Source organism: Sphingobium sp. B11D3B, assembly GCF_025961735.1.
Classification (GTDB): Bacteria; Pseudomonadota; Alphaproteobacteria; order Sphingomonadales; family Sphingomonadaceae; genus Sphingobium.
The window spans coordinates 3,297,501-3,322,187 of the sequence record NZ_JAOQOF010000001.1 but is presented as its reverse complement, the minus strand read 5'-3'; the positions used below and the strand labels follow the sequence as shown (position 1 = coordinate 3,322,187).

Annotated in this window: 20 protein-coding genes and 2 tRNA genes; 17 read left to right on the top strand and 5 right to left on the bottom strand. The window is 64.9% G+C overall.

Annotation, left to right across the window (positions count from 1 at the left end; all coding sequences use genetic code 11):
* The first annotated feature begins 139 nt into the window (after nt 1–139).
* The 5 genes from M2333_RS15435 (at nt 140) to pcaF (ending at nt 4,356) form a co-directional block, all read left to right on the top strand.
* A complete protein-coding gene (locus tag M2333_RS15435; RefSeq protein ID WP_264612332.1) occupies nt 140–376 on the top strand; it encodes a hypothetical protein in 237 nt (78 codons plus the stop codon).
* Between the two features lie 2 nt (nt 377–378).
* On the top strand, nt 379–1,677 hold the full coding sequence (locus tag M2333_RS15430) for an MFS transporter (RefSeq protein ID WP_264612331.1): 1,299 nt from the start codon (nt 379–381) through the stop codon (nt 1,675–1,677).
* Between the two features lie 99 nt (nt 1,678–1,776).
* Complete coding sequence (locus tag M2333_RS15425; RefSeq protein WP_264612330.1) at nt 1,777–2,460, top strand: 3-oxoacid CoA-transferase subunit A; 684 nt, start codon at nt 1,777–1,779, stop codon at nt 2,458–2,460.
* A 13-nt stretch (nt 2,461–2,473) separates the two neighbouring features.
* Nucleotides 2,474–3,151: a 3-oxoacid CoA-transferase subunit B gene (locus tag M2333_RS15420; RefSeq protein ID WP_264612329.1), complete on the top strand. Its 678-nt coding sequence runs from the start codon at nt 2,474–2,476 to the stop codon at nt 3,149–3,151.
* Complete coding sequence (pcaF, locus tag M2333_RS15415) at nt 3,148–4,356, top strand: 3-oxoadipyl-CoA thiolase (RefSeq protein ID WP_264612328.1); 1,209 nt, start codon at nt 3,148–3,150, stop codon at nt 4,354–4,356. Before M2333_RS15420 ends, pcaF begins: the two co-directional genes overlap by 4 nt.
* Nucleotides 4,357–4,440: 84 nt before the next feature.
* Here the strand turns inward: pcaF and M2333_RS15410 are convergent, their stop codons facing one another.
* The gene (locus M2333_RS15410) at nt 4,441–7,389 is read right to left on the bottom strand and encodes a TonB-dependent receptor domain-containing protein (protein ID WP_264612327.1); all 2,949 of its coding nucleotides are present in this window, start codon (nt 7,387–7,389) and stop codon (nt 4,441–4,443) included.
* Between the two features lie 528 nt (nt 7,390–7,917).
* Nucleotides 7,918–8,004: transfer RNA gene (locus M2333_RS15405), tRNA-Leu, on the bottom strand.
* A gap of 416 nt (nt 8,005–8,420) precedes the next feature.
* On the opposite strand from M2333_RS15405, the gene M2333_RS15400 reads away from it, so the two are divergent.
* The gene (locus M2333_RS15400; RefSeq protein WP_264612326.1) at nt 8,421–9,800 is read left to right on the top strand and encodes an MATE family efflux transporter; all 1,380 of its coding nucleotides are present in this window, start codon (nt 8,421–8,423) and stop codon (nt 9,798–9,800) included.
* Here the strand turns inward: M2333_RS15400 and M2333_RS15395 are convergent.
* Nucleotides 9,775–10,590 (bottom strand): zinc-ribbon domain-containing protein, encoded by an 816-nt coding sequence (locus M2333_RS15395; protein WP_264612325.1) that lies wholly within the window; start codon nt 10,588–10,590, stop codon nt 9,775–9,777. The two genes, M2333_RS15400 and M2333_RS15395, sit on opposite strands and share 26 nt — an antisense overlap.
* A gap of 219 nt (nt 10,591–10,809) precedes the next feature.
* On the opposite strand from M2333_RS15395, the gene ftsE reads away from it, so the two are divergent.
* From ftsE to M2333_RS15345, 10 genes are all read left to right on the top strand, one after another.
* Nucleotides 10,810–11,547: a cell division ATP-binding protein FtsE gene (gene ftsE / locus M2333_RS15390; protein ID WP_264587985.1), complete on the top strand. Its 738-nt coding sequence runs from the start codon at nt 10,810–10,812 to the stop codon at nt 11,545–11,547.
* Nucleotides 11,548–11,550: 3 nt separating this feature from the next.
* Nucleotides 11,551–12,465, top strand: a complete 915-nt coding sequence (locus tag M2333_RS15385) for a cell division protein FtsX (protein WP_264612324.1) — start codon at nt 11,551–11,553, stop codon at nt 12,463–12,465.
* The gene (locus tag M2333_RS15380; RefSeq protein ID WP_264612323.1) at nt 12,462–12,992 is read left to right on the top strand and encodes a YdcF family protein; all 531 of its coding nucleotides are present in this window, start codon (nt 12,462–12,464) and stop codon (nt 12,990–12,992) included. The genes M2333_RS15385 and M2333_RS15380 overlap by 4 nt, the downstream gene beginning before the upstream one ends.
* 17 nt (nt 12,993–13,009) lie before the next feature.
* Nucleotides 13,010–13,756, top strand: a complete 747-nt coding sequence (locus M2333_RS15375; RefSeq protein ID WP_264571851.1) for a lysophospholipid acyltransferase family protein — start codon at nt 13,010–13,012, stop codon at nt 13,754–13,756.
* A gap of 141 nt (nt 13,757–13,897) precedes the next feature.
* The gene (locus M2333_RS15370; protein WP_413716507.1) at nt 13,898–14,701 is read left to right on the top strand and encodes a DUF1134 domain-containing protein; all 804 of its coding nucleotides are present in this window, start codon (nt 13,898–13,900) and stop codon (nt 14,699–14,701) included.
* Nucleotides 14,702–14,842: 141 nt separating this feature from the next.
* The gene (gene yghU / locus M2333_RS15365; RefSeq protein WP_181558444.1) at nt 14,843–15,733 is read left to right on the top strand and encodes a glutathione-dependent disulfide-bond oxidoreductase; all 891 of its coding nucleotides are present in this window, start codon (nt 14,843–14,845) and stop codon (nt 15,731–15,733) included.
* 218 nt (nt 15,734–15,951) lie between these two features.
* Nucleotides 15,952–19,038 carry a response regulator gene (locus M2333_RS15360; protein WP_264612322.1) on the top strand — a complete coding sequence of 1,029 codons (3,087 nt, stop codon included), beginning with the start codon at nt 15,952–15,954 and terminating at the stop codon, nt 19,036–19,038.
* Nucleotides 19,035–19,901: a CheR family methyltransferase gene (locus M2333_RS15355; RefSeq protein WP_264571847.1), complete on the top strand. Its 867-nt coding sequence runs from the start codon at nt 19,035–19,037 to the stop codon at nt 19,899–19,901. Before M2333_RS15360 ends, M2333_RS15355 begins: the two co-directional genes overlap by 4 nt.
* Complete coding sequence (locus tag M2333_RS15350; RefSeq protein WP_264593688.1) at nt 19,891–21,714, top strand: response regulator; 1,824 nt, start codon at nt 19,891–19,893, stop codon at nt 21,712–21,714. The genes M2333_RS15355 and M2333_RS15350 overlap by 11 nt, the downstream gene beginning before the upstream one ends.
* Before the next feature lie 210 nt (nt 21,715–21,924).
* Nucleotides 21,925–22,248, top strand: coding sequence for a PspC domain-containing protein (locus M2333_RS15345; RefSeq protein ID WP_264612321.1), 324 nt, complete (start codon nt 21,925–21,927; stop codon nt 22,246–22,248).
* A 30-nt stretch (nt 22,249–22,278) separates the two neighbouring features.
* On the opposite strand, the gene M2333_RS15340 is transcribed toward M2333_RS15345, so the two are convergent.
* Together M2333_RS15340 and M2333_RS15335 are read right to left on the bottom strand one after the other, a co-directional pair.
* The gene (locus M2333_RS15340) at nt 22,279–22,893 is read right to left on the bottom strand and encodes an LON peptidase substrate-binding domain-containing protein (RefSeq protein WP_413716506.1); all 615 of its coding nucleotides are present in this window, start codon (nt 22,891–22,893) and stop codon (nt 22,279–22,281) included.
* Between the two features lie 7 nt (nt 22,894–22,900).
* A complete protein-coding gene (locus M2333_RS15335; RefSeq protein WP_264577225.1) occupies nt 22,901–23,812 on the bottom strand; it encodes a tetratricopeptide repeat protein in 912 nt (303 codons plus the stop codon).
* 174 nt (nt 23,813–23,986) lie between these two features.
* Here M2333_RS15335 and M2333_RS15330 point away from each other — a divergent pair.
* A tRNA-Gly gene (locus M2333_RS15330) sits at nt 23,987–24,061 on the top strand.
* Nucleotides 24,062–24,687 lie beyond the last annotated feature (626 nt).

Below are 24,687 nucleotides of genomic sequence, written 5' to 3'. Positions count from 1 at the left end.
CCTCCCAATCTCCGCTTTACTAGGCCGTTAATCTGGATATATAGGTTTTATGTGAGGGGCAGCGTGCGCTGATGAGGGCGCGCTGTCGAGCCGGAGGGATGCAATGAACTGGCCACAGTTGATCGGCATAGGTTGCGCAGTGACATCGTCATGCGTCGGCGCCTTCGGGCTCTTCACGCTCAAGCCATTACCGCCATCGGCCCGGCTGGGCGCACTCGCGACGCTGGATAGCGACGGGAACGGCCAGCTTTCGCGGGCGGAATGGGCATCCGGCGGTCGAAAGGCTGCCGCCTTCGATACCCAGGATACCAACCGCAACGGCATACTTGAACCCGCCGAGGTCCGGTCTCGGCGCGGCGCTGCTCGGAAGGATTGATTATGGATGCTCGGCCGGGCCTTGCCGGTGGCGCTCTCAAGCCAGCCGCCACCAAATTCTCCAGTCAGCAGCTCTGGGCACTGACGATCCTGGGGATATTCAGCGGCTTCAACATGGTCGATCGCGGCTTGCTGGCGCTCAATCTGGAGCCGATCAAACTCGAGCTCGGTGCGACCGATACCCAGATGAGCCTGGCCGCGGGCATCGGCTTCTTCCTGCTGAATGCCGTCGCCGGCGTGCCCCTGGCGCGCCTGGCCGATCGCTACAGCCGTCGCGACATCATCGCCATCGGTTTCGGCTTTTACAGCCTGATCATCGGCTTGATGGGGATGGTCACCAGCTTTGTCGGCCTGCTGTTCACGCGCATGCTGCTGGGGATCGGCGAGGCATCGGGTAACGCCCCTTCCAGCGCGATGGTCAACGATCTGGTGCCGCCGCAAAACCGCCGGATGGCCCTTGCGAGCCTGCGGATTTTCGGCGCGGTCATCGTTCTCGTGATGATGAGCAGCCTCGGCTACGTCACGGATCGCTACGGCTGGCGTGCGTCTTTCTACGTTCTGGCTTTGCCGGCGATCATCCTCGTGCCGTTGGCCATCTTCACCGTGCGCGAGCCGGAGCGCGAGAAGGACGCCCAGGGCAAGGCCATTGCACCGGTCAGCCTGAAAGCGGCCTGGGCTCAGTGGCGCCGCTCACCGGCTTTCCTGCTCGTGATCACCGGGTTCGCGCTGGCTGGCGTTACCTTGCAGGCCAACAGCGTTTGGGCGCCGGCCTTCCTCGTTCGCGTTCGGGAACTGTCTCCCACGGAAATTGGCGTGCTTTCGGGAATTTCGCGCGGCCCGGCCTTGCTGATCGGCGCACTGGTCGGCGCATGGGTCACCGACCGACTTGCCCGGCGGGACCATCGCTGGCGCTTCTGGGTGCCGGGGATCATGCTGATGCTGGGGGCGCCCGCCGAAATGACCTATCTGATGGCAGACGAATATTGGGTGTGGATGCCCGCCTATCTGCTCACCGGAATGCTGATCATGGGGTCGCAAGCCTCGACGGTTGCCATCTGCATGGACGTATCGGGCGCCGGTCTGCGCGCGACAGGGTTGGCCTTCGCGCTCCTCGCCAGCAATTTTCTGGCCGATCTCATCGGGCCCACCAGCATCGGCCTGATGAACGATACGATCTTCGCCGATCTTGGCGTCCACGCGTTGCGCTATTCGATGGGAATCGTGGCGTGCTCGGCGGCCGTTGGCGGCTTTCTGATCTTTGTCGCCTCCCGGTTTGAGACGGAGCAAACCCGATCCGGCTAGCCGATGGCGGCGGGACATGGGCGCCTTGGGCGGATCGGCGTTCGCCCCCTGACCTACCCCGCGTGATCCGTTCGGTTTTGGCCTCCTGGATTTAACATCATGATCGACAAGACCTTTGAATCCCTGATCGAGGCGACAGCGGATATTCCTGATGGCGCCTCGGTGATGATCGGCGGGTTTGGAACCGCTGGCATGCCGGACGAACTCGTCGACGCGCTGATTGCGCGGGGCGTGGGCAACCTCACCATCATCAGCAACAATGCGGGCAATGGCGAAACCGGCCTCGCGGCATTGATCCGGGCCGGCTGCGTCGCGAAGATCATCTGCTCCTTCCCGCGCCAGGTCGATTCCCACCATTTCGACGCGCGCTATCGGGCCGGAGAGATCGAGCTCGAACTCGTGCCGCAAGGCAATCTGGCAGCACGGATACAGGCCGCCGGTGCGGGCCTTGGCGCAATCTTCACGCCCACCGGCTTTGGCACGCAACTCGCAGAGGGCAAGGAAACCCGCCGCATCGGCGAGCGCGATTATGTGCTGGAATATCCGATCTCGGCGGACTTCGCGCTGATCAGGGCGCATCGCGGCGACCGCTGGGGCAATCTCGTCTACAACAAGACGGCCCGCAACTTCGGCCCGATCATGGCGATGGCGTCCAGAACATGCATTGCTCAGCTGTCCGAAATCGTCCCGCTGGGCGCCCTCGATCCTGAAGCGATCGTGACGCCCGGCATCTTTGTCCAGCGAGTGGTGCAGGTCGATCGCCGGAACGTGGCCGCCGCATGAGGAGAAGCCTGCCATGAACCGACGCGACCACAATCAGCTTGCCCAGCGCGTGGCGCAGGACATCCCGGAGGGCGCCTACGTCAATCTCGGCATCGGACTGCCAACCAAGATCGCGGACTATCTGCCCGCAGACCGCGACATTTTCCTGCAAAGCGAAAATGGACTGCTCGCCATGGGGCCTGCGCCAGCGCCGGGCGAGGAGGATTGGGAACTGATCAACGCGGGCAAGCAGCCGGTCACCCTGCTGCCCGGCGGCGCCTATTTTCACCATGCAGACAGCTTCGCGATGATGAGGGGCGGCCATATCGATATATGCGTGATGGGCGCCTATCAGGTGTCCGTGACCGGCGATCTTGCCAACTGGCACACCGGCGAGGAAGGCGCGATCCCGGCTGTCGGAGGCGCGATGGATCTCGCGATCGGCGCCCGGCAGACCTTTGTGATGATGGACCTGCTAACCCGGCAGGGTAAAAGCAAGCTGGTGGCCGAGTGCAGCTATCCACTGACAGGGCTGGCCTGCGTGTCCCGGGTGTACACCGATCTTGCCACCTTCGAGGTCGGGCAGGCAGGCGCCCGCGTCATCGACATGGTGGATGGCCTCGGCCTTGACGATCTCCGTGCGCTCACCGGGGTTCCATTGGAACTCGCAGCCGGAGCGCGAGGCCTCTCCGGATCGGGGCAAGAGGCATGAGAGAGGCCTTCATCTGCGATGCCATCCGTACCCCGATCGGGCGCTATGGCGGGAGCCTCTCCGGCATAAGGGCGGACGATCTGGGCGCGTTGCCCATCAAGGCGCTGCTCGAACGCAATCCGCAACTCGACCCAGCCGCAGTCGAGGAGGTATTCTACGGATGCGCCAATCAGGCGGGCGAGGACAATCGCAATGTCGCGCGGATGAGCCTCTTGCTTGCCGGGCTACCTGTCACGGTGCCGGGCGTAACCCACAACCGCCTGTGCGCTTCGGGCCTGGAGGCCGTCAGCGCGGCCGCGCGCGCGATCGGCACAGGCGAGATGCAGCTTGCGCTGGCCGGCGGTGTGGAGAGCATGAGCCGCGCGCCGCTCGTCATAGGCAAGGCCACAGGCGCTTTCGACCGCGATCAGCAGTTGATGGATACCACAATGGGCTGGCGCTTCGTCAATCCAGCGCTCGATGCCGCCTATGGCACGGAGACGATGCCGCGAACGGCCGAGAATGTCGCATCGGCATACCAGATCAGCCGCGCGGATCAGGACGAATTTGCGCTCCGCAGCCAGCAGCGTGCCGCCGCGGCCAAGAGCAGCGGCTTTCACGATGGGGAAATTCTGCCCGTCGCGGTGCCGGGAAAGGTGCGTGGAGAGACGGATCTCATGTCCTTCGACGAGCACCCGCGCCATACCACCTCCCTTGAAACGCTCTCGCGGCTGAAGCCCTTGTTCGGTGCCGAAGGCACCGTCACCGCCGGCAATGCGTCCGGCATCAATGACGGCGCGGCGGCGATGATCATCGCGACCGAGCAGGCCGCGAAGACCTTCGGGCTGACGCCGCGTGCGCGCATCCTCGGCGCGGCGGCGGCGGGCGTAGAGCCCGGGCTAATGGGAATCGGCCCGGTGCCGGCCACGCAAAAGCTGATGCAGCGTCTCGATCTCACCATCCGCGACTTCGACGCGATCGAGCTGAACGAAGCTTTTGCCAGCCAGAGCCTGGCGGTCCTCCGGTCGCTCGGGCTGGAGGACGATGCGGCGCACGTCAATGCGCATGGCGGCGCCATCGCGCTGGGGCATCCGCTCGGCATGTCGGGCGCGCGCCTCGCGCTGACATTGGTGCGTCAATTGGAACAGACCGGTGGCAAACGCGGGCTCGCCACCCTTTGCGTGGGTGTGGGCATGGGCTTGGCGCTGGCGGTGGAGCGCGTCTGAACAGGCGCTTTCAGAGCTTATACGAAGCACTACGGGTGGGCGCCCCCCTTAACGGGAGGGCCGAAAACCGGCCCTCCCTCAGCCTCAGTATCTCACCCGCACACCGGTCTGGAAGCGAGCGCCCAGCGTGTCGAAGAACACAGGGTTCGTGGGGTAAGGCGAGCCGCCGCTCCCGCCGGTAGCAACCGCAATCGGCGGAGATTTATCGAACAGATTTTCGATCTTTCCGAAAATCTCGAAGTTCTGATCGCCCGAGCCGAAGGGGATGCGATAGGTCATCGCCAGATCCACATAGGTCGCACCATCGAAACGATTGACGCTGATGCTGTTGGGAAGAGAAGGATCATAGCCCTCGTCCTCAGGACCGACCTTGGTCACGTCGCCAATGCCGGAGCCGATCCGCCGCACCTGCAACACACTCGTGAAGCCACCCTGATTGTAAGTGACCGATGCATTCCACCGCCATGCGGGTGCCGGATTGAAGTCGGCTCGGCCCACGAGAGGCCCGGTCATGCCGGCATAATCGAGGGCACGGACATTGGGGTCGGGTTGGACCTTGAGATCATATTGATGCGCCGCAAGTACCCGCAGGGTCAGCGCGCCGTCCCAATTGCTTGCCACGTCGGACAGCGGGAGATTGTACTCCAGTTCGAAATCAAGGCCGCGATAAGTGATCAGGCCCAGATTGACCTGACGGGCATCAATGAAGCTGATGTCGGCTAGATTGCCGCCGCTGAATGTTATGCGGTCGCAGAAGGTGTCGAACTGATCGCACAGATCGACAATCGACTGCCCGGACAGCGTGGTGACCGCATCCTTGAGCTTGATCTCGAACCAGTCCGCCGAAAAGCGCAGGCCCGGGACGAAGGCAGGTTGCAGCACGATCCCCGCTGTCGTCGTGTCCGCCTTCTCAGCGCCCAACTGGAAGCTGCCGCCGCTCAGGATCGGCGTGGCATCATTAGCGTTGCCGCCGGGCCCATTGGGATTGCGGACGGTGCCCTGCGAGGTGCCAGGGTCGGTCGGCACCTGCTGCAGGAACAGCTCCCGGAAGCCCGCCGCGCGGATATCGCGCGACCGCGATCCACGAAACCGCACGCCCCTTAGTGGCTCGTAAATGGCGCTGAGCTTCCAGCTGGTGGCTGTCGTCGACTTCGCTTCGTCGGTGATGCGGTTCTTGGCGCTGTTGCGCGTGTACCGGATTGCGCCGTTCAGATCGAGCCGCTCGGCTCCTGGCAGCCCGGCCAGCAAAGGCGCGTTGAGTTCCGTGAAGCCCTCAAGCACCTTGATGCTTCCGCCGTAATCCAGGCCGAACGTGAAGGCGTAATCAAGATAGTTGGGAATGTCGCCATGGGTGACATTGCCGCTTTCCGTCCGGTACTCGCCGCCCGCCGCAAAGCCGATCGGCCCCGCGCCAATGCCGCCAAACAGATCGCCGGTGATGCTGGCGGCCAGGACGTGCTGATCATAGACGAAGTCTTCGAACACCGGCCGATAGACATAATCGATCGCGGCTTGCGTTAGATTGTCGAGGCCGAAGAAGTTTGCCGGAGAGCAACCGACCGCAATGGGGTTGGGGTTCGGTTTCAACAACTCGGCGCATACGATCGTGCCAGGAGCCACCCCCAGCACATTGCCGGCCGGCGCGCGAACGGCATCGAGAGCGAAGGTGAAGGGCGTGTTGACGCGCGAGCGATTGCGCATCTGATTACGCTCATTGTGCCCATATTGATAATAGGCGTCCCATTTCCAACTGCCGCCGAGATCGCCTGAGAGGGCAATCACGCCCCGGTACACTTCCACCTCCGCGCGGCTGTAGGACGGGATTTGACCGTCAAGATCCTTGCCGAAACTGAATGAGGCACCGCCCAGCAGAGCGGCAAGCTCCTGCGGAACATAGGGGTTGGTGGCTTTTACGAAGAAGGTGGATCGCGGACCTGCCGTCAGCGTGGCGGCTCGGGCGATCCGCTTGCCATAGTTGAACTCTCCGGAAAGCGTCAGGCTATCGCTGAGCGCAAATTCGGCGGCCGTATAAGCGACAATGCGCTCCAGCCCGGCCTGAAGGCTGGCATCGTCATAGTTCGAAATGCCATCGCTGCCTTGGACCTGGCCGATGGTGCTGTTGTTGACGAACTCGCCCTGATCGAAGGGCACGATTCCCCTGCCATCCGCCGTGAACCGATAGTTGCGTGCCGCGAGCGGGGCGGGCGCGCGATTGCGCACGACGCCATAAGGTGTGTTGAATGCCAGCGCGGAATCCCGGCCCAAAACATAGTTGGGCAGCCCGAAGCCCGGCGAGCCCGGAACATTGTATCCCGACGGTTGGCCATTGGGCAGGATATTATTGGCGTTCTCGAAGATATCCCAGCCGGCCTGACACCAGCGACGGGCATTGAAACAGCTCTCGATCTCGTCCTGATCCTGATATTCGACCCCGACGATGATGTGACCGCGATCCCCCGCGAAAGAGGTGCCATAGGCCAGCGACCCATGGATCTTGCGCCCGTCGCCACGAAAGGTGAGGCCGGAATCAACCTGCGCGCGCAGGCCCGTCATCTTATTGTCGAGGATGATGTTCACGACCCCCGCGACAGCATCCGAGCCATAGGCGGCCGAGGCGCCACCCGTCACGGTCTCCACCCGCGCAATCAGGGCGCTGGGAATGAGGTTGAGGTCAACGGCCCCGCCGTCCCCGGTCGGCACGAAGCGGCGGGTGTTCACCAGCGTGAGCGTGCGGGTTCCGTAAAAAGGGTTCAGGCCACGGAGGTTCGCCGTCGCCGACCCCACCTCCGCGCCAGACGCATTGCCCGGGTTGGTGTCCGAAATGGCACTGGTGATCTGAGGGATGCTGTCGAGAACATCCTGCGAATTGGTCTGCACGAGGTTCCTGATCTGCTCGGCGCCAATCACCGTAAGCGGCTGAGGGGAGTTGAAACCGCTGGTACGGATGCGTGATCCGGTGACGACGATCGACTCCTGCTCCGCGGCGGCCCGCGCTTCAGAGGACCCGGCCCCCTCCCCATCTTGCGCATGCACAGGTGCTGCTGAGCAAATGCATCCCAGGGCGACCGCCCCAACAGATGCCATCAAGTGATCCCGCGATATGTTGTGCCGCACCGTCTATCTCTCCCCATCGCCCGATTACATTACCGGTAACTTTTCCGGTAAATCCTAGGATGGAGATTGGGCCTTGGCAAACCAACTATCGGCAATTGGGTCAGTATGCCTTTTTAGGCAAGCAACTGAGCCGTTCGGATCAAAGCAGGTAACCGCGTCGGGAGCGCCACCTATCGCGGCCTTGTCAGAACCCGCACTCTCCTGGAGTGCCAGCTCCACCGTGGCAACCTCGTGACGTCCCACATGGTCGAGCGCTTAAAGCGGCCCGTCTGCGGCAATAATTCACCGCTTCGATGAAGCCATGTGCGCATATTGATCAATGAAGTGATCGTCGGCGAGAGTAGCGAATCCCACGTCATCGGGCATGGCGCACACGCTGCCATCGAAACGGCAGCGATTTCCGCCGCCGCCTCAAAGAAGGCCTAAATGCTCATCTTTGACTGGGAATGGTGCGGTCGAGAAGACTCGAACTTCCACGGGCTTTCGCCCACAACGACCTCAACGTTGCGCGTCTACCAGTTCCGCCACGACCGCACATCAGGGAGGTGGGAGCCGATGGCCCCCGGGTAGGCGGCGGCCTTTAGCAAAGGGATTCGGGGCATGCAACCATCCTTCGCACTTCATCGTGATATAGCGTGAAACGCGCCGCGGGATCGGGCTGTTGGCTTGACTTGCGCGGCCCTGCAGGCGATCCAGCAGGGCGCTGACGTGCCCAATGCACGCGCTTTTATCACGATTTTTGCAGTCCTTGTGTCGCGGGCGCCAAAAGCCCGGTCATGGCTGCGCCGGAAGGACCGATCCGATGCCACGCGGCTGTGCTGACTATGCGTTCCGTCACTTCGATGCTCCACAGCCTGCGCCGCGCGAATCAGTATGGCCGATGCGTGCGCGGAATGCATAACTTCCGGTCCCGCTCCCTCTTTCCCCTCCTCTCCTGATCAAGCAGCTTCATGTCCGACACTGACACCATCTTGCCACCCCGCCACACCGGCCTGCTGAGCGAGGCCCGCCGCATCGCGTGGCTAGCCTGGCCGATCGTCCTCACCAATCTCAACTGGACGATCATGCACCTCGTCGATGTGACGGTGGTTGGCTATGCGGGCACGAGCGAACTCGGGGCATTGGCGGCCGGCCGGGTGGTGATGTTCGTCATCCTGATGCTGCTGCTGGCCGGCATGTCCGGCGTAATCGTCTTCACCAGCCGCGCGGATGGCGGCGGAGACCTGCACCGCACCGGGGCGCTATGGCGGGAAGCGGTGCTGACCGGCCTGCTGCTCGGCGTGCCCAGCGCCGTCGTCATCGCGCTGTTCGCCCGCCCCCTGCTGGCGCTGACCGGCGTCGCCGATGCGCTGGTCGATCCCGGCGCGCATGTGCTCGCCGCGATGATGCTGGGCCTGCCGGGGCAGATGCTCTCGATTGGCTGCGCTTATTTTCTGGAAGGGGTGAGCGCGCCACGCCGGGTGTTGATCGTCAACCTCGCCACCTTGCCGGTCAATGCCGTGCTGACGTGGGCCATGGCGCTCGGGCATCTCGGTTTTCCGGCGATGGGCGCGTTCGGCGCCGCGCTGGCGACATCACTGACCTCGCTGGGCGGCGGCCTGGCCATGGCCTATATGGCGTGGACGCTGCCAAGCGCGCGCGAGCGCGGATTGCGCCGGCTCGACCTGGCGGCCTGGCGCAGCGCGTTGAGCGGCATCGGTGCCATCGTCCGCTTCGGCGCGATGCCCGGCATCGGGGCGGCGATGGAAGTGCTCGGCTTCTCCTATCTCATGATCCTCTCCACGCAGATGGGCGAGATCGTGGCCGGCGGCTTTCAGGTGATGCTCTCGCTGCATAATCTCGGCTTTGCGCTAGCGCTGGGGCTCGGCTCCGCGGCAGGCGTGCGGGTCGGCAATGCGGTAGGCGCAGGCGAGCCATGGGAGGCGCGCAGCCGCACCATGATCGCGTGCGGCCTCTCCATCCTGTTCATGGGCGCGGTGGTAATCGCCTATCTGCTGTTCGGCCGGCCGATCGTCGCCGGGCTCACCGCGCAACCCGCCGTGGCGCGGGAAGCGCTGATCATGCTGCTCATTCTGGCCCCGTTCATCCTGTGCGACGGCATCCAGGCGATCTTCGTCGCAGCGCTGCGCTCACTGGGGGATCAGGTGGTCGCCAGCGTGAATGGCATCATCGCCTTCTTTGGCGTGATGGGCGTCATGGGCTGGTACGGCCATGCGCAGGGCTGGGGATCGGCGGGTCTGGCGTTCGCCGCGGCGCTCGGCATGGCGGCGGCGATGGTGCTGCAGGCAGCGCGCTTCTGGCAGGTCAGCCTGCGTTATCGGCGAACCTGAGCTCAAGGTTGCGCGCGTTCTTGGGGATGTCCAGCCGGCTCTCGGACACGCGCGCTTCCTCATTGGGCTTGAGCGTCGACTTGTCCGCCTTGGTCATCCAGCTGAACACCAGCCGGCCCTGATCGTCGCGCAGTTCGACCACCACCGGCGGAACGGTCTGTTCCTGGTCGCTATCGTTGAGGATGCGGGCGCTGAACGCGAAATATTCCTCGCCGGTCGGCAGGTTGCGGCGCTCGGGAGGCTTGGGCAGGTAGAAATTGAGGCCGGAGGTCGCAGGCGCTCCGCCAAAGCCGAGCGCAACGGCCCAGTTGGGCGGGCCGAAATAAGCGAGCGCACCGCCGGCAAGGCTCACCGCGACGAAGAAGGCGAGCGCCGCTGCCGTCCAGAGCCTGGCGGGATTGCGTCGCGGACGCGTCGGCGCCTCGGCTGGCTCGTCGGGATAATGGACGAACTCCTGCGACGGCGCGGCAGCAGGCGGCGGATCGATCGGGTCGTGACGCGGTTCAGCCGGGGGCGCTGCGGCGGCGGTTTCCTCAGTGCCGACCGAGACCGGCGCCACAGGCGCCTGCGCTTCTCCACTCTCGACGGGTGCGAATGCGGGGACCTCATTGGGCGCAAGGCCGGCGTCCGCCGCAGCATCGGCCATCGCCGGCTCGGGGCGCTCCACCGGCGCGCCCTCCTGAAACCAGCTGTGGCGGCAAGACGCGCACCGGACCTGACGGCCCGCAGCACCAATCGCGCTATCAGGCACAACATAGCGTGTGGCGCATTGAGGGCAGACGAGGATCATCGCGCTCCATAAACACCGGTTTCCCGCAGAGGGCAAGCGGGCGTTTGAACGTGGCCGGGGATATCCCCACAGCGACGGACGGCAGGGCCTGTGGGACGCGCGCGAGGCCGGCGCACCATCCGCCACCTTGCCCGCAATGGGGGCCTGTGCCATGCACGGCGCGGCAGATCATCGGCGGGCGTGGCCGCGCGCCATTAATGGGGACATGCAATCGCGGCGATGGCTAGAATAGTCCAGTTCGAGAATGTCGGGCTGCGGTATGGGCCCGGCCCGGAAACGCTGTCCGACCTCAGCTTTTCGCTCGACGAAGGGGCCTTCTATTTCCTCACCGGCGCGTCCGGCGCGGGCAAGACCTCGCTGCTCAAGCTGCTCTATCTCGCCCAGCGCCCCAGCCGCGGCGCGATCCGCCTGTTCGATGCCGATATCGTCACCTTGCCCCGCGCCCGTCTGCCGAGCTTCCGCCGCCGCATTGGCGTGGTGTTTCAGGATTTCCGGCTGGTTTCGCACCTCTCGGCGTTCGATAATGTCGCGCTGCCATTGCGCATCGCCGGCGTCAACGAAGACCAGATCCGCCCGCCCGTGGAGGAGATGCTGCACTGGGTCGGCCTGTCCGACCGTGCCCATGCCTTGCCTGCCACCCTCTCGGGCGGGGAGCAGCAGCGCGTCGCCATCGCGCGCGCCGTGATCGGCCGGCCGGAACTGCTGGTGGCCGACGAGCCGACCGGCAATGTGGACCGGGACATGGCGACCCGGCTCATCACCCTGTTTGAGGCGCTCAACAAGCTCGGCACGACAATCGTCGTCGCCACGCACGACACTGCCCTGCTGGGCAAGGTCTCCGGCGCGCGGACCATGCGGCTGGAAGGTGGACGCATGGCGCCGATCGAGGGGCAGGATGGCGTCAGCGCGCTCTCCTCACCCCATCGCCCCGCGCCCCACCAGCCGGGACAAGCCTGAGCCATGGCGCGCAATCCGCTCGAAGGCATGAGCCGCCCTTATCGCCCTGGCCCGCTGCTGCCGCAGGGCCGGCTGACCGGGCCGATGCCTTGGGTGATCGCGATCATGATGTTCCTGACCGTGCTGGCAACCGCCGCCGGCCTCGCCCTCAATCAGGGCGCGCGGGCGCTGGTGGATGAGGTCTCCGGCCGCGTGACCGTGCAGGTGGCCGAGGCAGATCCGCAGGCGCGCGGACAGGCGGTGCGCCGCATCGTCAGCCTGCTCGATCAGGCTGAGGACGTGGGCACAGTGCATGTCGTGCCGGAAAGCGAACTGGCGGCGCAACTTGCGCCCTGGCTCGGCAATGATCTCAAGCTGGCCGATGTGCCGCTGCCGGCGCTAATCGATGCCGAACTGCTGACCCCGGAGAGCGCCCGGACCGAGCGCCTGGCTGTGCTCGACAAGGCAGTGAAAGAGATCAACGCCCATGCCCGCGTCGAGCCGCATGGCGATTATCTCTCGTCCCTCGCCCAGCTTGTCTGGTCCATCGGCCTCGTCGCCTTCGCCGTCGTCGCGCTGATGGCCTTTGCGACCGGCGCCGTGGTCGTGCTGGCCGCGCGAGGCGCGCACGCCACCCATCGCGGCACCATCGACATCATGCACATGCTGGGCGCCACCGATGCGCAGGTGGTGCGCCTGTTCCAGCGGCGGATGATGCTTGATGCGCTGTTCGGGGGCGTGGTGGGCTATGCGGCGGCGACGCTCGTCATCATCCTTGTCGGCCGCTCGATGGCGGCAGTGGCGTCCGATCTCATGAGCAGCGCCTCGCTGCCCGGCATCGCGTGGATCATCTTCCCGCTGCTGCCGGTGGCGGGTGTGGGCGTCGCGTCGCTGTCGGCACGCCTCACCTTGCGGCGGGCGCTGGAGCGCTCCTTGTGATACGGCGGTTTCTCTCGATCATCCTGCTGGTCTGGGCGTTCGGCTTTATCTGGTTCGCGCTGCTGCTGCCCCAGTCGCAGGACGATGAAAAGACCGACGCCATCGTCGTGCTGACCGGTTCGGCAGGCCGCATCGAGCGGGGGCTGGCGCTGCTGCGTCGCGACCAGAGCCGTCATCTGCTGGTCTCCGGTGTGGATCGGGACGTGCGGCGCGGCGAATTTGCCGCGCTCTACAGGGTTTCACCGGCACTGATGAGCTGCTGCATCACCTTGGGTCGTGAGGCGATCGACACGCGCTCCAATGCCATCGAGACGGCGCAATGGCTGCGCCGCAACCGCTACGCCTCCGTGCGGATTATCACCACCGACTGGCACATGCGCCGCGCGCAATATGAACTCTCGCGCCAGATCGATCCTTCGGTTCGCATCGTGCCTGACGCCGTGCGGTCTCATCCGAGCCTGACGGTGCTGTTCCGCGAATATCACAAATTCGCCCTGCGGCGAATTGCCGGTCTGCTCGGCATTTGAGCGGGAACGGAAAGCCCATGCCTCCCCTGTCCCCGCTCGGCACGCTGGTCACGGCGCTGCGCTCGGCGCTGTTCTCGGTGCTGTTCTACGGCATGACCGTCTTCCTGCTGCTCGCCTGCCTGAGCGTGATGCCGTTCGGCGCGCGCAAGGTCGTGCCGCTCGCGGCGGTGTGGTCGCGCATTCACCGGTTTCTGGCGCGCTGGGTGCTGGGCCAGAAGATCGTCGTGGAGGGCGCCTTCCCTGACGAACCGGTGTTCATCGTCTCCAAGCATGAATCGATGTTCGAGACGCTGGACGCCGTGATCCTCTTCCATCGCCCGGTGATCGCCGCCAAGCGCGAGTTGGGGGACATCCCGGTCTGGGGCGCGGTGGCGCGGGCTTATGGGCTGATGATCGTCGACCGGGCAGGCGGTGCCAGCGCGCTGCGCGGCATCCGTGCCGAAGCGCGCGCCGCGTTCGCAGAAGGGCGCCCCGTGCTGCTCTACCCGGAAGGGACGCGCGTGCCGCATGGCGAGCGCGCGCCGCTCAAGGCTGGCTTTGCCGGGCTGTATTCCATGCTCGGCGTGCCCGTGCTGCCGGTGGCGCTGGATACGGGCCGGCTTTCCCCTCGCAACAGTTTCCTGAAGCGCTCCGGCGTCATCACCTACCGGCTGGCGCCGCTCATTCCGCCCGGCCTGCCTCGTGCAGAAGCGGAACGCCAAGTGTTCGAGGCGATCAACAGCCTCAATGGACCAGCGGCCGAGCGGGAAATCGATTCGGTTTGACGCGAAATCGATTCGACTCACCGTTCGTTCATTGTCGTTTCATCCGGGCGAACGGATAGCTAAGCTCGAGCGGGGGTCTGATCGTGCCAGCGATATTGCGGCACGACCGCTGGCCGATCTGCGATTGCGGGAGACATTTGAATGAACCGGACGAGAGCACCGATCCAGCCTCTCATCACTTGGGCGATCGGGCTGGTGGCCAGCGCGGCAATGGTGGCGGCGCCTGCCGCGGCCCAGATCAACACGGTCGATCCCAACACGCAGATCGACGCAGATCTCGCGCCCGGCGCACCGGCGAACCAGACGCCCCCGCCATCCGAGCCTGCGCCCTCCTACCCGCCAGCCGATCCGGTCTATAACGATCCGGCAACCAGCCCGCCGCCCGCGCCCCCAGCGAGCACCACGGCCCAGACCGCAACCACACCGACCGAGGCCGCCGGCGTGCCGGAGAATGCCGCCGCGAACACCTACAAGAAGGACGATCTGATCGGCGCGGCCGAGGGCGTCTTCGGCAAGGGCGCTGAAGGGCTCGCCGGCATCATCGAGAACATCCTCAAGGATCAGGGCGAGCCGATCGCCTACATCGCCGGGCGCGAGGCCTCGGGCGCCATCGGCATCGGCCTGCGCTACGGATCGGGGACGTTGTTCCACAAGATCGAGGGCCAGCGCGACGTCTACTGGACCGGCCCGTCCATCGGCTTCGACCTCGGCGGCAATGCCGCGAAGACCTTCGTGCTCGTCTACAATCTCTATGACAGCCAGGAGCTCTATAAGCGCTTCCCGGCCGGTGAGGGCGCCGCTTATCTCGTCGGCGGTTTCAACGCGAGCTACATGCGCTGGGGGGATATCGTGCTCATCCCCATCCGCCTTGGCGTCGGCTATCGGCTCGGCGTCAATGCCGGCTACATGAAGTTCACCGAAAAGCGCAACTGGCTGCCCTTCTGAGCCTTCGCGCGAGCGGCGCTCGACCAATCGGGTAAAGCGCCGCTTCGCGCGGGCAGAGACAAACTCATCCCACGCAGCGCTGGTCTGTGCGCGCGCAGGCGCTAGATTGGCGGCATAACACCGCGCACAGGAGACAAGACCATGGCCGACAGCGACCCCGCCAACAATCTGCCCGCCGGATATGTTCCGCCCAAGGTGTGGCGCAACGAGACGGAGAATGGCGGGCAGTTCGCCAGCATCAATGCGCCGACGGCGGGCGCGCGGCAGGACATCACCCTGCCCATCGGCGAACATCCGCTCCAGCTCTATTCGCTGGGCACACCCAATGGCCAGAAGGTCACGGTGATGCTCGAGGAGCTGCTGGCCGCGGGCTATGACGCGGAATATGATGCCTGGCTGATCAAGATCTACACCGGCGAGCAGTTCGGCAGCGATTTCGTGAAGATCAACCCGAACAGCAAGATTCCGGCGATGATGGATTACAGCCAGAACCCGCCGCTGCGCCTGTTCGAGAGCGGATCGATGCTGGTCTATCTGGCCGAGAAGTTCGGCGCCTTCCTGCCGACCGACGTGCGCAAGCGCACCGAGACGTTCAACTGGCTGATGTGGCAGATGGGATCCGCGCCGTTCGTCGGCGGCGGCTTCGGGCACTTCTATGCCTATGCGCCGATCAAGATCGAATATGCCATCGACCGCTACGCCATGGAAACCAAGCGCCAGCTCGACGTGCTCGACAAGCAGCTGGCCGACAAGGAATTCATCATCGGCGACGAGATCACCATCGCCGATTTCGCGATCCTACCCTGGTATGGATCGATGATGCGCAGTGCCTATGATGCGCAGGAGTTCCTCTCGGTCCATGAGTATCGCAATGTCGACCGCTGGGTGACGCAGCTCCATGCCCGCAAGGGTGTGAGCCGCGGCCTGCTCGTCAATGCTGCAGGACGCCCCGGCGGCGGCATCGCCGAGCGACACAGCGCCAAGGATCTCGACGACGCCATCGCCGCAGCGGCGGAAAACGCGCCCGCATGAGGCGGCTTTAAACGCACAACGCGCATGGCCGGGTCAGCCAGGCCCGGCCATGCGCATCATCCTGCCTGTCCGGATTCCCCGGTTATCGGGCGCCGAACAGCCCCGCCGAGAAATTTCTTCACGCATTTAAACGGTGCGGGAACCAAAATGCCTGATTGGCGTTCCCCTCGGGGGTCTGAGCTATCTGCCCTTTTGGCATCTGAAAGGGCGGGCATTAAGTGCTTCATAATAATCGCGAAGTGTTTCTCTATGCCGCCATCGCCTTCCTTCTGGCGATCCCGTTTGCCGGAGACCTGATCTTTCCGCTCGGCACCGCTGTCTGGGTCATCTACCTCCTCCCCACCGTTCTCGCCTTCCTGGCGTCCGCTCCCCTCGCGCCGCTCGTGACCGCGTCGCTGGCAACGCTGTTGACGATCATGGGCTTCTTCTTCGCGCGCGATGGGGTCGATCCGAACATCGCCATCGTCAACCGCGTCATCGGCGCCTCCGTGAACTGGCTGCTGGCCGCTGTTGGCGTCATGTTCATCCGCAGCAAGCTGGAAATCGCCCGGCAGGATTGGCTGCAGGCCGGGCAGGTCGGGCTTGGAAACGCCGTTGCTGGCGACCTGTCGATTGAAGAGGTCTCCCAGCGTGCCTTGCGCTACCTGGCCGAATATCTCGGCGCGCAAGCGGCTGCCCTGTTCGTGCGCGAGCAAGCGACCTTTCAGCGCCGTGCCGTCTATGGCGTTCCGCAGGACGCCCCCATCCCGCAGGAGATCACGCCAGACGATGGGTTGCTCGGTCAGGCCGTACGCGACAAGCGTAGCTTTCTGCTGACCGAGGTGCCGGAAAATTATCTCTATTACGGCTCGGCGTTCGGCCGGGCGGTCCCGCAGCAGATTCTGGTCGCGCCTGCGCGCGCCGACGGCGAAGTCAACGCCGTGATTGAACTGGGATTGACCGGCAAGGCCGCCCATGATGCCGAAGCTTTCATGACGCGGATCGCCGCGCAGCTTGGCGTCTCGATCCGCTCGGCAGCCTATCGGTCGCAGCTTCAGGCGCTGCTGGAGGAAACTCAGCATCAGGCCGAGGAACTGCAGGCGCAGGGCGAAGAGCTGCAAGCCAATAATGAGGAACTGGAAGCGCAGAGCCAGCGGCTGCTGGAATCGCAGGCGCGGCTGGAAGCGCAGCAGGCCGAGCTGGAGGAAAGCAACGCCTCACTGGAAAATCAGGCCCATGAGCTTGAGGCCCAACGCGACGAGCTGGAACAGGCCCAGGCCTCGCTTGAGGAGCAGACCGCCGAGCTTGAGAAGGCCAGCCGCTACAAATCCGAATTCCTCGCCAACATGTCTCACGAGCTGCGCACGCCGCTCAATTCGCTGCTCATCATGGCGCGGCTGCTCGGGGAGAACCGCGCCGGCAATCTTTCGGCCGATCAGGTCAAGCACGCCCGCACGATCGAATCCTCCGGCAATGATCTGCTGACGCTGATCAACGACATTCTCGACATCTCGAAGATCGAGGCGGGCAAGGTGGAGCTGGACATCCGCCCGGCCAAGCTCTCGACCATGTTCGAGCGCCTGAGCGCGACCTTTTCCGCAGGCGCGACCTCGAAGGGGCTGGCGCTGCGGACGGAAATCGACCCCGGCCTGCCAGCCGACATCCGCACCGACGCCCAGCGCGTCGAGCAGGTGCTCAAGAACTTCCTCTCCAACGCGATCAAGTTCACGGCCGCCGGTGAGATAACGTTGCGCGCATCGGCCGCGCCGGGCGGCGGCATCGCGCTGAGCGTGCGGGATACCGGCATCGGCATTCCGGCCGAGAAGCTGGGCATCATCTTCGATGCCTTCCGGCAGGCGGACGGGACGGTCAGCCGCAAATATGGCGGCACCGGCCTTGGCCTGTCGATTTCCCGCGAACTGGCCGGGCTGCTGGGCGGTTCGGTCGGCGTCGAGAGCGCTGCCGGCGAAGGCAGCGTGTTCACGCTGACGCTGCCGCTCGAGCTGGAGCCATCCGCGCTCGATCAGGGCCGCTCGCAATCCCGCCCTGCCCTGCCGGAACCCGCGCGTGGGCCGGCGATGCCAGCCTTGCCGCGCCAGTCGCCGGTGGCGGATGATCGCGAGGTGCTTTCCGGCGATTCCCGCTTGATCCTGGTGGTTGAGGATGATGCGCGTTTTGCGGAAATCCTCGCCGACCTCTCGCACGAACTCGGTTTCCAGTGCCTCGTCGCGGGAACGGCGGACGAAGGCGTCTTGCTGGCCCGGCAATATCTGCCCCACGCCATCATCCTCGACATGAACCTGCCCGACCACACTGGCCTCTCCGTGCTCGACCGGTTGAAGCGCGACGTGCGCACGCGGCACATCCCGGTGCATATCGTTTCGGTGAGCGAGGATGCACAGGCGGCGCTGGCCAATGGCGCCGTGGGCTATCTGCTCAAGCCGGTGCGGCGCGAGCAACTGGTCGACATGCTCGAAGCGCTGGAGACGCGCATTTCGCAGCGCGTGCGCCGGGTGCTGGTGGTGGAGGACGATGCCCGCCAGGCCGAGAGCATCGGCCTGCTCTTGGGCTCGCGCGATGTCGAGACGGTGGCCGCACACAGCGCGGCCGAATGCCTCGACCAGCTGGGCACGACCAGCTTCGACTGCATGGTGCTGGACCTCAATCTCCCCGATACGCCGGGCCTCGATCTGCTCGAACGGCTGAGCGAGGATGAGACGATCGGCTTCCCGCCGGTGATTGTCTATACGGGCCGCGACATCTCCCCCGAGGAAGAGCTGCGCCTGCGCCGCTACTCCAAGTCGATCATCGTCAAGGGCGCAAAGTCACCCGAGCGGCTGCTCGATGAGGTGACCTTATTCCTGCACCAGGTCGTTTCCGAACTGCCCGAGGCGCAGAAGGAGATGGTCGTCCGCTCGCTCAACCGGGATGTCGCGCTGGATGGCAAAACCATCCTCGTGGTCGAGGACGACATTCGCAATGTTTACGCGCTGACCAGCATTTTCGAGCCGCATGGCACCACCATCCGCATCGCCCGCAACGGCCGGGAAGCGCTCGACGCGCTGGACCAGTCCGCAAAGGGCAAGGCGCCGATGGTCGATCTGGTGCTGATGGACGTGATGATGCCGGAGATGGATGGCCTGACCGCCACCCGCCACATCCGCGGGCAGAGCCAGTGGCGCAACCTGCCGATCATCGCCCTGACCGCCAAGGCCATGGACCGCGACCAGCAGGAATGTCTGGCAGCCGGCGCCAATGATTATCTCTCCAAGCCGCTCGACGTGGACAAGCTATTGTCGCTGGTGCGCGTGTGGATGCCGCGATGACCCCTGAAGCCGAGCTTGCCCCGCTGGACGTGCTGGAAGCCGATCTGCTGATCGAGGCGATCTGGCGGCATTATCATTATGACTTCCGCGGATACTCGCGCAATTCGCTCCACCGCCGCCTGCTGCGTGCCCAGCCGCATCTTGGCTGCGAGAGCTTCTCCCAGATGCAGCATATCGTGCTGCGCAGCCCCGCCGCCTTTGGCGAGCTGATGCGCTATCTGACCATCCAGGTCAGCGAGATGTTCCGCGACCCCGATTATTTTCGGGCGCTGCGCGAGCAGGTGATCCCGCACCTGCGGACCTACCCCTCGATCAAGGTCTGGATCGCCGGCTGCGCCAATGGCGAGGAATTCTATTCCATGGCCATCCTGTTTCGGGAAGAAGGGCTGGAGGAGCGCACGATCTTCTACTGCACGGACATCAGCCCCGGCGCGCTCAACAACGCGCAGAGCGGCGTCTACGAGCAGAGCCGCATTGCGAAGTTCACCGAGAACCACCGGCTGTCCGGCGGACACACATCCCTCTCCGATTATTATACTGCAGCTTATGGCGGCGTGGTGTTCGACAAGTCGCTGCGGTCGCGCGCGGTCTTCGCCGAGCACAGCCTTGCGACGGATCAGGTGTTCGCCGAGGCGCACCTGATTTCCAGCCGCAACGTGCTCATCTATTTCGACCGCGATCTGCAGGACCGCGCGATCGATCTCTTCGCCAATTCGCTGGTGCGCGGCGGGTATCTCGGCCTAGGCTCGCGTGAGACGCTGCGCTTCTCGAGGACGTCAGGCTGCTTTGATGACTTCGTGCCTCAGGAAAAAATCTATCGCCGCAACCTCGTCCCGTCACAGGAGCCCGGCCATGTCGCCTGATCCGGTCCGCATCCTCATCGTCGATGACGTGGTGGAAAATCTCGAAGCGCTCGAAGCGCTGCTGGCTCATGACGGCGTGGAAACGGCCCGCGCCGGTTCGGGCGCCGAGGCGCTGGAGCTGTTGCTGGTGAACGAGTTCGCCCTTGCCCTGCTCGATGTGCAGATGCCGGGGATGGACGGGTTCGAACTGGCCGAGCTGATGCGCGGCACCGAGCGGACCCGCCGGATCCCGATCATCTTCCTCACCGCCGTCGCAACCGACGAGACCCGGCGGTTCCGCGGCTATGAAGCCGGCGCCGTCGACTATCTGCTCAAGCCGATCGATTCGCTCGTGCTGCGCAGCAAGGTGGAGGTGTTCGTCGAGCTGCACCGGCATCGGCAGGCCCTGGCGCGCCATGGCGATGAATTGAGCCGCGCTCTCGGCCGACTGCAGGCGCACCGGGACAACAGCCCGCTTGCCATCGTGGAGTTCGATGACAGCGAGCGGATCGTCGGCTGGTCGAAGGGCGCCGAGCGCATGTTCGGCTGGAGCGAGCGGGAAATGCTGGGCGGCGACCTCGCCACGACAGCCTGGAGCGATGCCGATGGCACTGCCCCCCTGCACAGCCTGTTCGCGGACTTCCGCGCCGGCGTGAAACAGCGCGATATGCTGAGTCTCGTGCTGCACAGCCGCCAGGGGACAGACATCGACACGGAATGCTATTGTTCCGCGGTCCATGGCGCCGGTGGCAGGCTGCTTTCGGTTGAAGTACAGATTCTCGACGTGACCGAGCGCCGGCGGGCCGAAAAAACTCAGCGGCTTCTGGTGGGCGAGCTCAACCACCGGGTGAAGAACACCATGGCCTCCGTGCAGGCCATCGCCTCGCAGACGCTCCGCCACTCGGCCGATCCCGCCGATTTCGCACCGACCTTCATCGGCCGCATCCATGCGCTGAGCAAGGCGCATTCGCTGCTGAGCGAAGCGACATGGAAAGCCGCGAGCCTACGCGAGCTGATCCACGGCCAGTTCGATATGGGCGTGGTCGGTCCCGACCGCCTCTCCGCGTCCGGGCCCGACGTGGACCTGGAGCCCGAGCCGTCCCTGCATCTCTCCATGGTCCTGCACGAACTGGTGACCAACGCCCTCAAATATGGCGCGCTATCCACTGCAGAAGGCCACGTCGCGCTGAACTGGACGCTGGAGGATGAGCAACTGCATCTGGAATGGGTGGAGCGTGGCGGGCCGCCCGTCTCGCCGCCATCGCGCACCGGTTTCGGCAGCATGTTGATCGAGCGCAGCCTGCGCAGCGAGGGCGGGGCTTCCACCGCCACGTACGAGCCGGAAGGCCTGCGCTGGACCCTGACCCTGCCCTGTGCCGTCGTGAGGAAGTCCGCCCCCGCCGCGATCCCACGGACGGCGCCCCAGCCCGTCCTCCAGGTTACCACCGAAGGCTCGCTGGACGGCAAGTCCGTGCTCGTCGTGGAGGACGAGCCTCTGGTTGCGCTGGATATCCTGACCGTGCTGGGCGAGAGCGGCGCGCAGGTCATCGGGCCGGTCACCACGCATGACCAGGCACTGGAGCAGGCCCGGACCGGCCAGTTCGACCTCGTGCTGCTGGATGGCAATCTGCAGGGCGAGACGGTCGAGGACATCGCAGCGCTGCTGCAGGCCCGCGCCATCCCGTTCCTGATGGTCAGCGGCTATGGTGCGGCGCAATTGCCGGACCTGCTCGCGCGCCAGCCGATCGTGACCAAACCGTTCAGCGCGGAGGAATTGCTCCGGGCTGCACGATCCCTGCTCGCGCCCAGCCCCGCCATGGATATCGCGGTCTAGCGCCGCGATCAAAGGAATGTCCTCGGGACGTGGGCAAGGTTAGTGAAATCTCCCACACGTCGGGAAAATTTTCATACCTTTCTGCCATGTCCGTTCCGCTGACGTTCAGCGAAATGGCGTAAAAGCAGCCCCAGCCACAAATTGGCACGACACATGCTTTGGAGAGGACAGCGGGTCGAACGGATCGGCCCGCCTTCAAGGAGCCAACCGATGTCCGCCTCACACCCCTCGATGCTCGCACGCCCCGATACGCTGCTGGGAATCTGCCAGGCCATTGGCGAGGATCTCGGCATCAACCCGACCTGGGTGCGCGCGGCGCTTGCCTGTGGTGTCTTCTTCAATCTCGCTGCGACGGTGGCCATCTATCTTGGCCTCGGGCTTGTCGTGGCCGTCAGCCGCTGGCTGTTCCCTGCGCGCTCGCGCCCAATCGCGGATGTCGTGGTGGTCGACGCAGAAGCCGCCCACGCCGAGCTGGCTGCAGAGCCCATCGATCAGGGCACTCACGCGCCACAGCCCCTTCCACTGGCCGCCTGAGCCTATTCGGCTCCCGCGCCTGCCTGACGATCAGTGCAGGCGCTGGCTGCCCTGCCCGTCGCCCCGCCGCGCGAATTGCATGAGCTGGATGATCAGTTCGTTGCGGTCGCGCAGCGCATCGGCTTCGAGCAGGGCCTGTTTGGCCGCCGGATCGAAGGGCGCGATCTGCGCGATGGCATTGACCAGCATCTCGTCGTCCAGCGTCTCGACCGCATCCCACTCGACCTCATAGCCAAGCGACGCGGCGAACGCCCGGGCCTCATCCTCCAGCGCGGCCCGCTCGCTGGGCGCCAGCACGCCGGGTTCATCCTCGACGCCTTCGATCATCTCGACTTCAACCTGACGGAAGGCGGTGCGGACATCCAGTTCGCGCTGCACGCGAAAGCGCGCCTCCCCGGCCAGAATGATGTTGAAGCGCCCATCATCCAGCGCCTCGATCTCGGTGATCCGCCCCATGCAGCCGATAGAGAAGAGCGGCGCCGGCTCGCCCGGTCCGCTCGGCTGGATCATCCCGATGCGCTGGTCCTTGGCCATCGCCTCCGAGACCATCGCTCGATAGCGCGGCTCAAAGATGTGCAGGGGCAGGTGCATGCGGGGGAACAGCAGCGCCCCGCCCAGCGGGAAGATGGCCAGCCTGCGCTGCATCACAGCCTCAGGCGAAGAGAATTTGCGAGAGGCGACGGCGCTGGCCGGCAACCCAGGGATCTTCCAGCCCGACCACCTCGAAGAGCTGGAGCAGCTGCGTCCGCGCCTTGCCATCCTCCCAGCTGCGGTCGCGCGCGATGCTGGTCAGCAGCGCCTCGGCGGCGGCATCCCGGTCGCCATTGGCCATATGAGCGGCCGACAGCTCGAACAGCGCGTCATGATCGTCTGGATTGGCCTGAATGCGGGCCTGCAGCGGCGCCACGTCCACGCCCGGCGTGGCGGACCGCGCCAGCGCGATGGCCGAGCGTCCGCGCTCGATGGCCTTGTCGTGCGCCAGCGCCTCGGGCAGGCTCGCCACGAGCCCATCCGCCTCATCGAGATGACCGGCCGCCACCAGGGCGCGGATCTGCCCGCCCAGCGCCTCGGCATTGTCCGGCGCCATCTCGCTGATCTGCGCGAAGATGGCGATCGCCCGCTCCGCATCGCCGCCCGCAAGCACGTCTTCAGCCATGGCCAGCAATGGCGCGATGTCCTGCGCACGCTGGCCGGCCTCACTCTCGATCGGCAATTGCGCGAGGATCTGGTCGAGCATCTGGCGATACTGGCTCTCGGTGCGTGCCTGGGTCAGGTCCGCGACCGGCTGGCCCTGGAATACCGCATAAACGGTGGGGATGGATTGCACGCGGAACTGGCTGGCGATGAACCGGTTCTCATCGACGTTGATCTTGACGAGCAGCACGCCCCGGTCGGCATATTCGGCCGCGATCTTCTCGATGATGGGCGAAAGCTGCTTGCAAGGCCCGCACCATTCTGCCCAGAAGTCGACCATGACGAGCTTCGTTTGCGAAGGCTCGACAACGTCGCGACGGAACGCCTCGACGGCCTGCTTGTCCTGCTCGCTCAACCCGAGGGTGGCCACGTCATATCTCCTGCTGCCTGTCCGTCCGATCAGACCATATGGGGTGGAACGCCGATGCTCTGCAAGGGTGACAGGGAATCTTTGGAGAAAGCGCAAAAGGGGCTTGCCGCCTTCCAAAGGCGATGCTAGTTGCCCGCCTCACCCGACCGGAAGGCACTGCCCCGGTCCGCCAGAGCGGGCGTAGCTCAGGGGTAGAGCACAACCTTGCCAAGGTTGGGGTCGAGGGTTCGAATCCCTTCGCCCGCTCCAGTTTCTTCAAGAATTCCATGATCCAACGGCCTTCGGGCCGGTCCGTCGTCGCGGCGGGACGATCCTGTGGCGCAGCGCTCGGGAGCGCTTTGTCTAGGGCGATCGGACATCGAGATTTGAAAAGGCACTCGGTCCATGCGGAGAGCGTGGCGGCCACGGGCGGCCCCCGATGGCGGGGGACCGCCCAGGTAAATGGCCATGGCCGACCCTGCGCGCGTTCAACTCATTTGAGTTCGTTGCGTAGACCTATGCGGTCCCAGCCATTTCGCGAAGCGTGGCGCTATAAAGCCCAACAGGGCACCGTCGACCGTCCGACATTGTCTTCGGCTATCAGATAGCCTCCTGCCCTCTCACGCTGCGTTTCTGGGCGGAAGTTCGGTCTGGTGACAGTCACGGTCCTCGCGGTCGAAAGCGCCTCTCTCTGGGTTCATAGGCGCGACGGGAGTGCCAAGCCGATTGGCGAGTTGCAGTTGCAGTCGCCGGCGAGGCGTCCAAAGGACGGCATGCCAGTTCGACGGACGAGCCTTACCGACGTGGGGAGCAAGAACTGCTCGGCTGCCTTAGAGGTCCGTGGAACGCTAGATGACTGTTAGATACACGGCGCCCAAGACAATGCAGATTGCCTT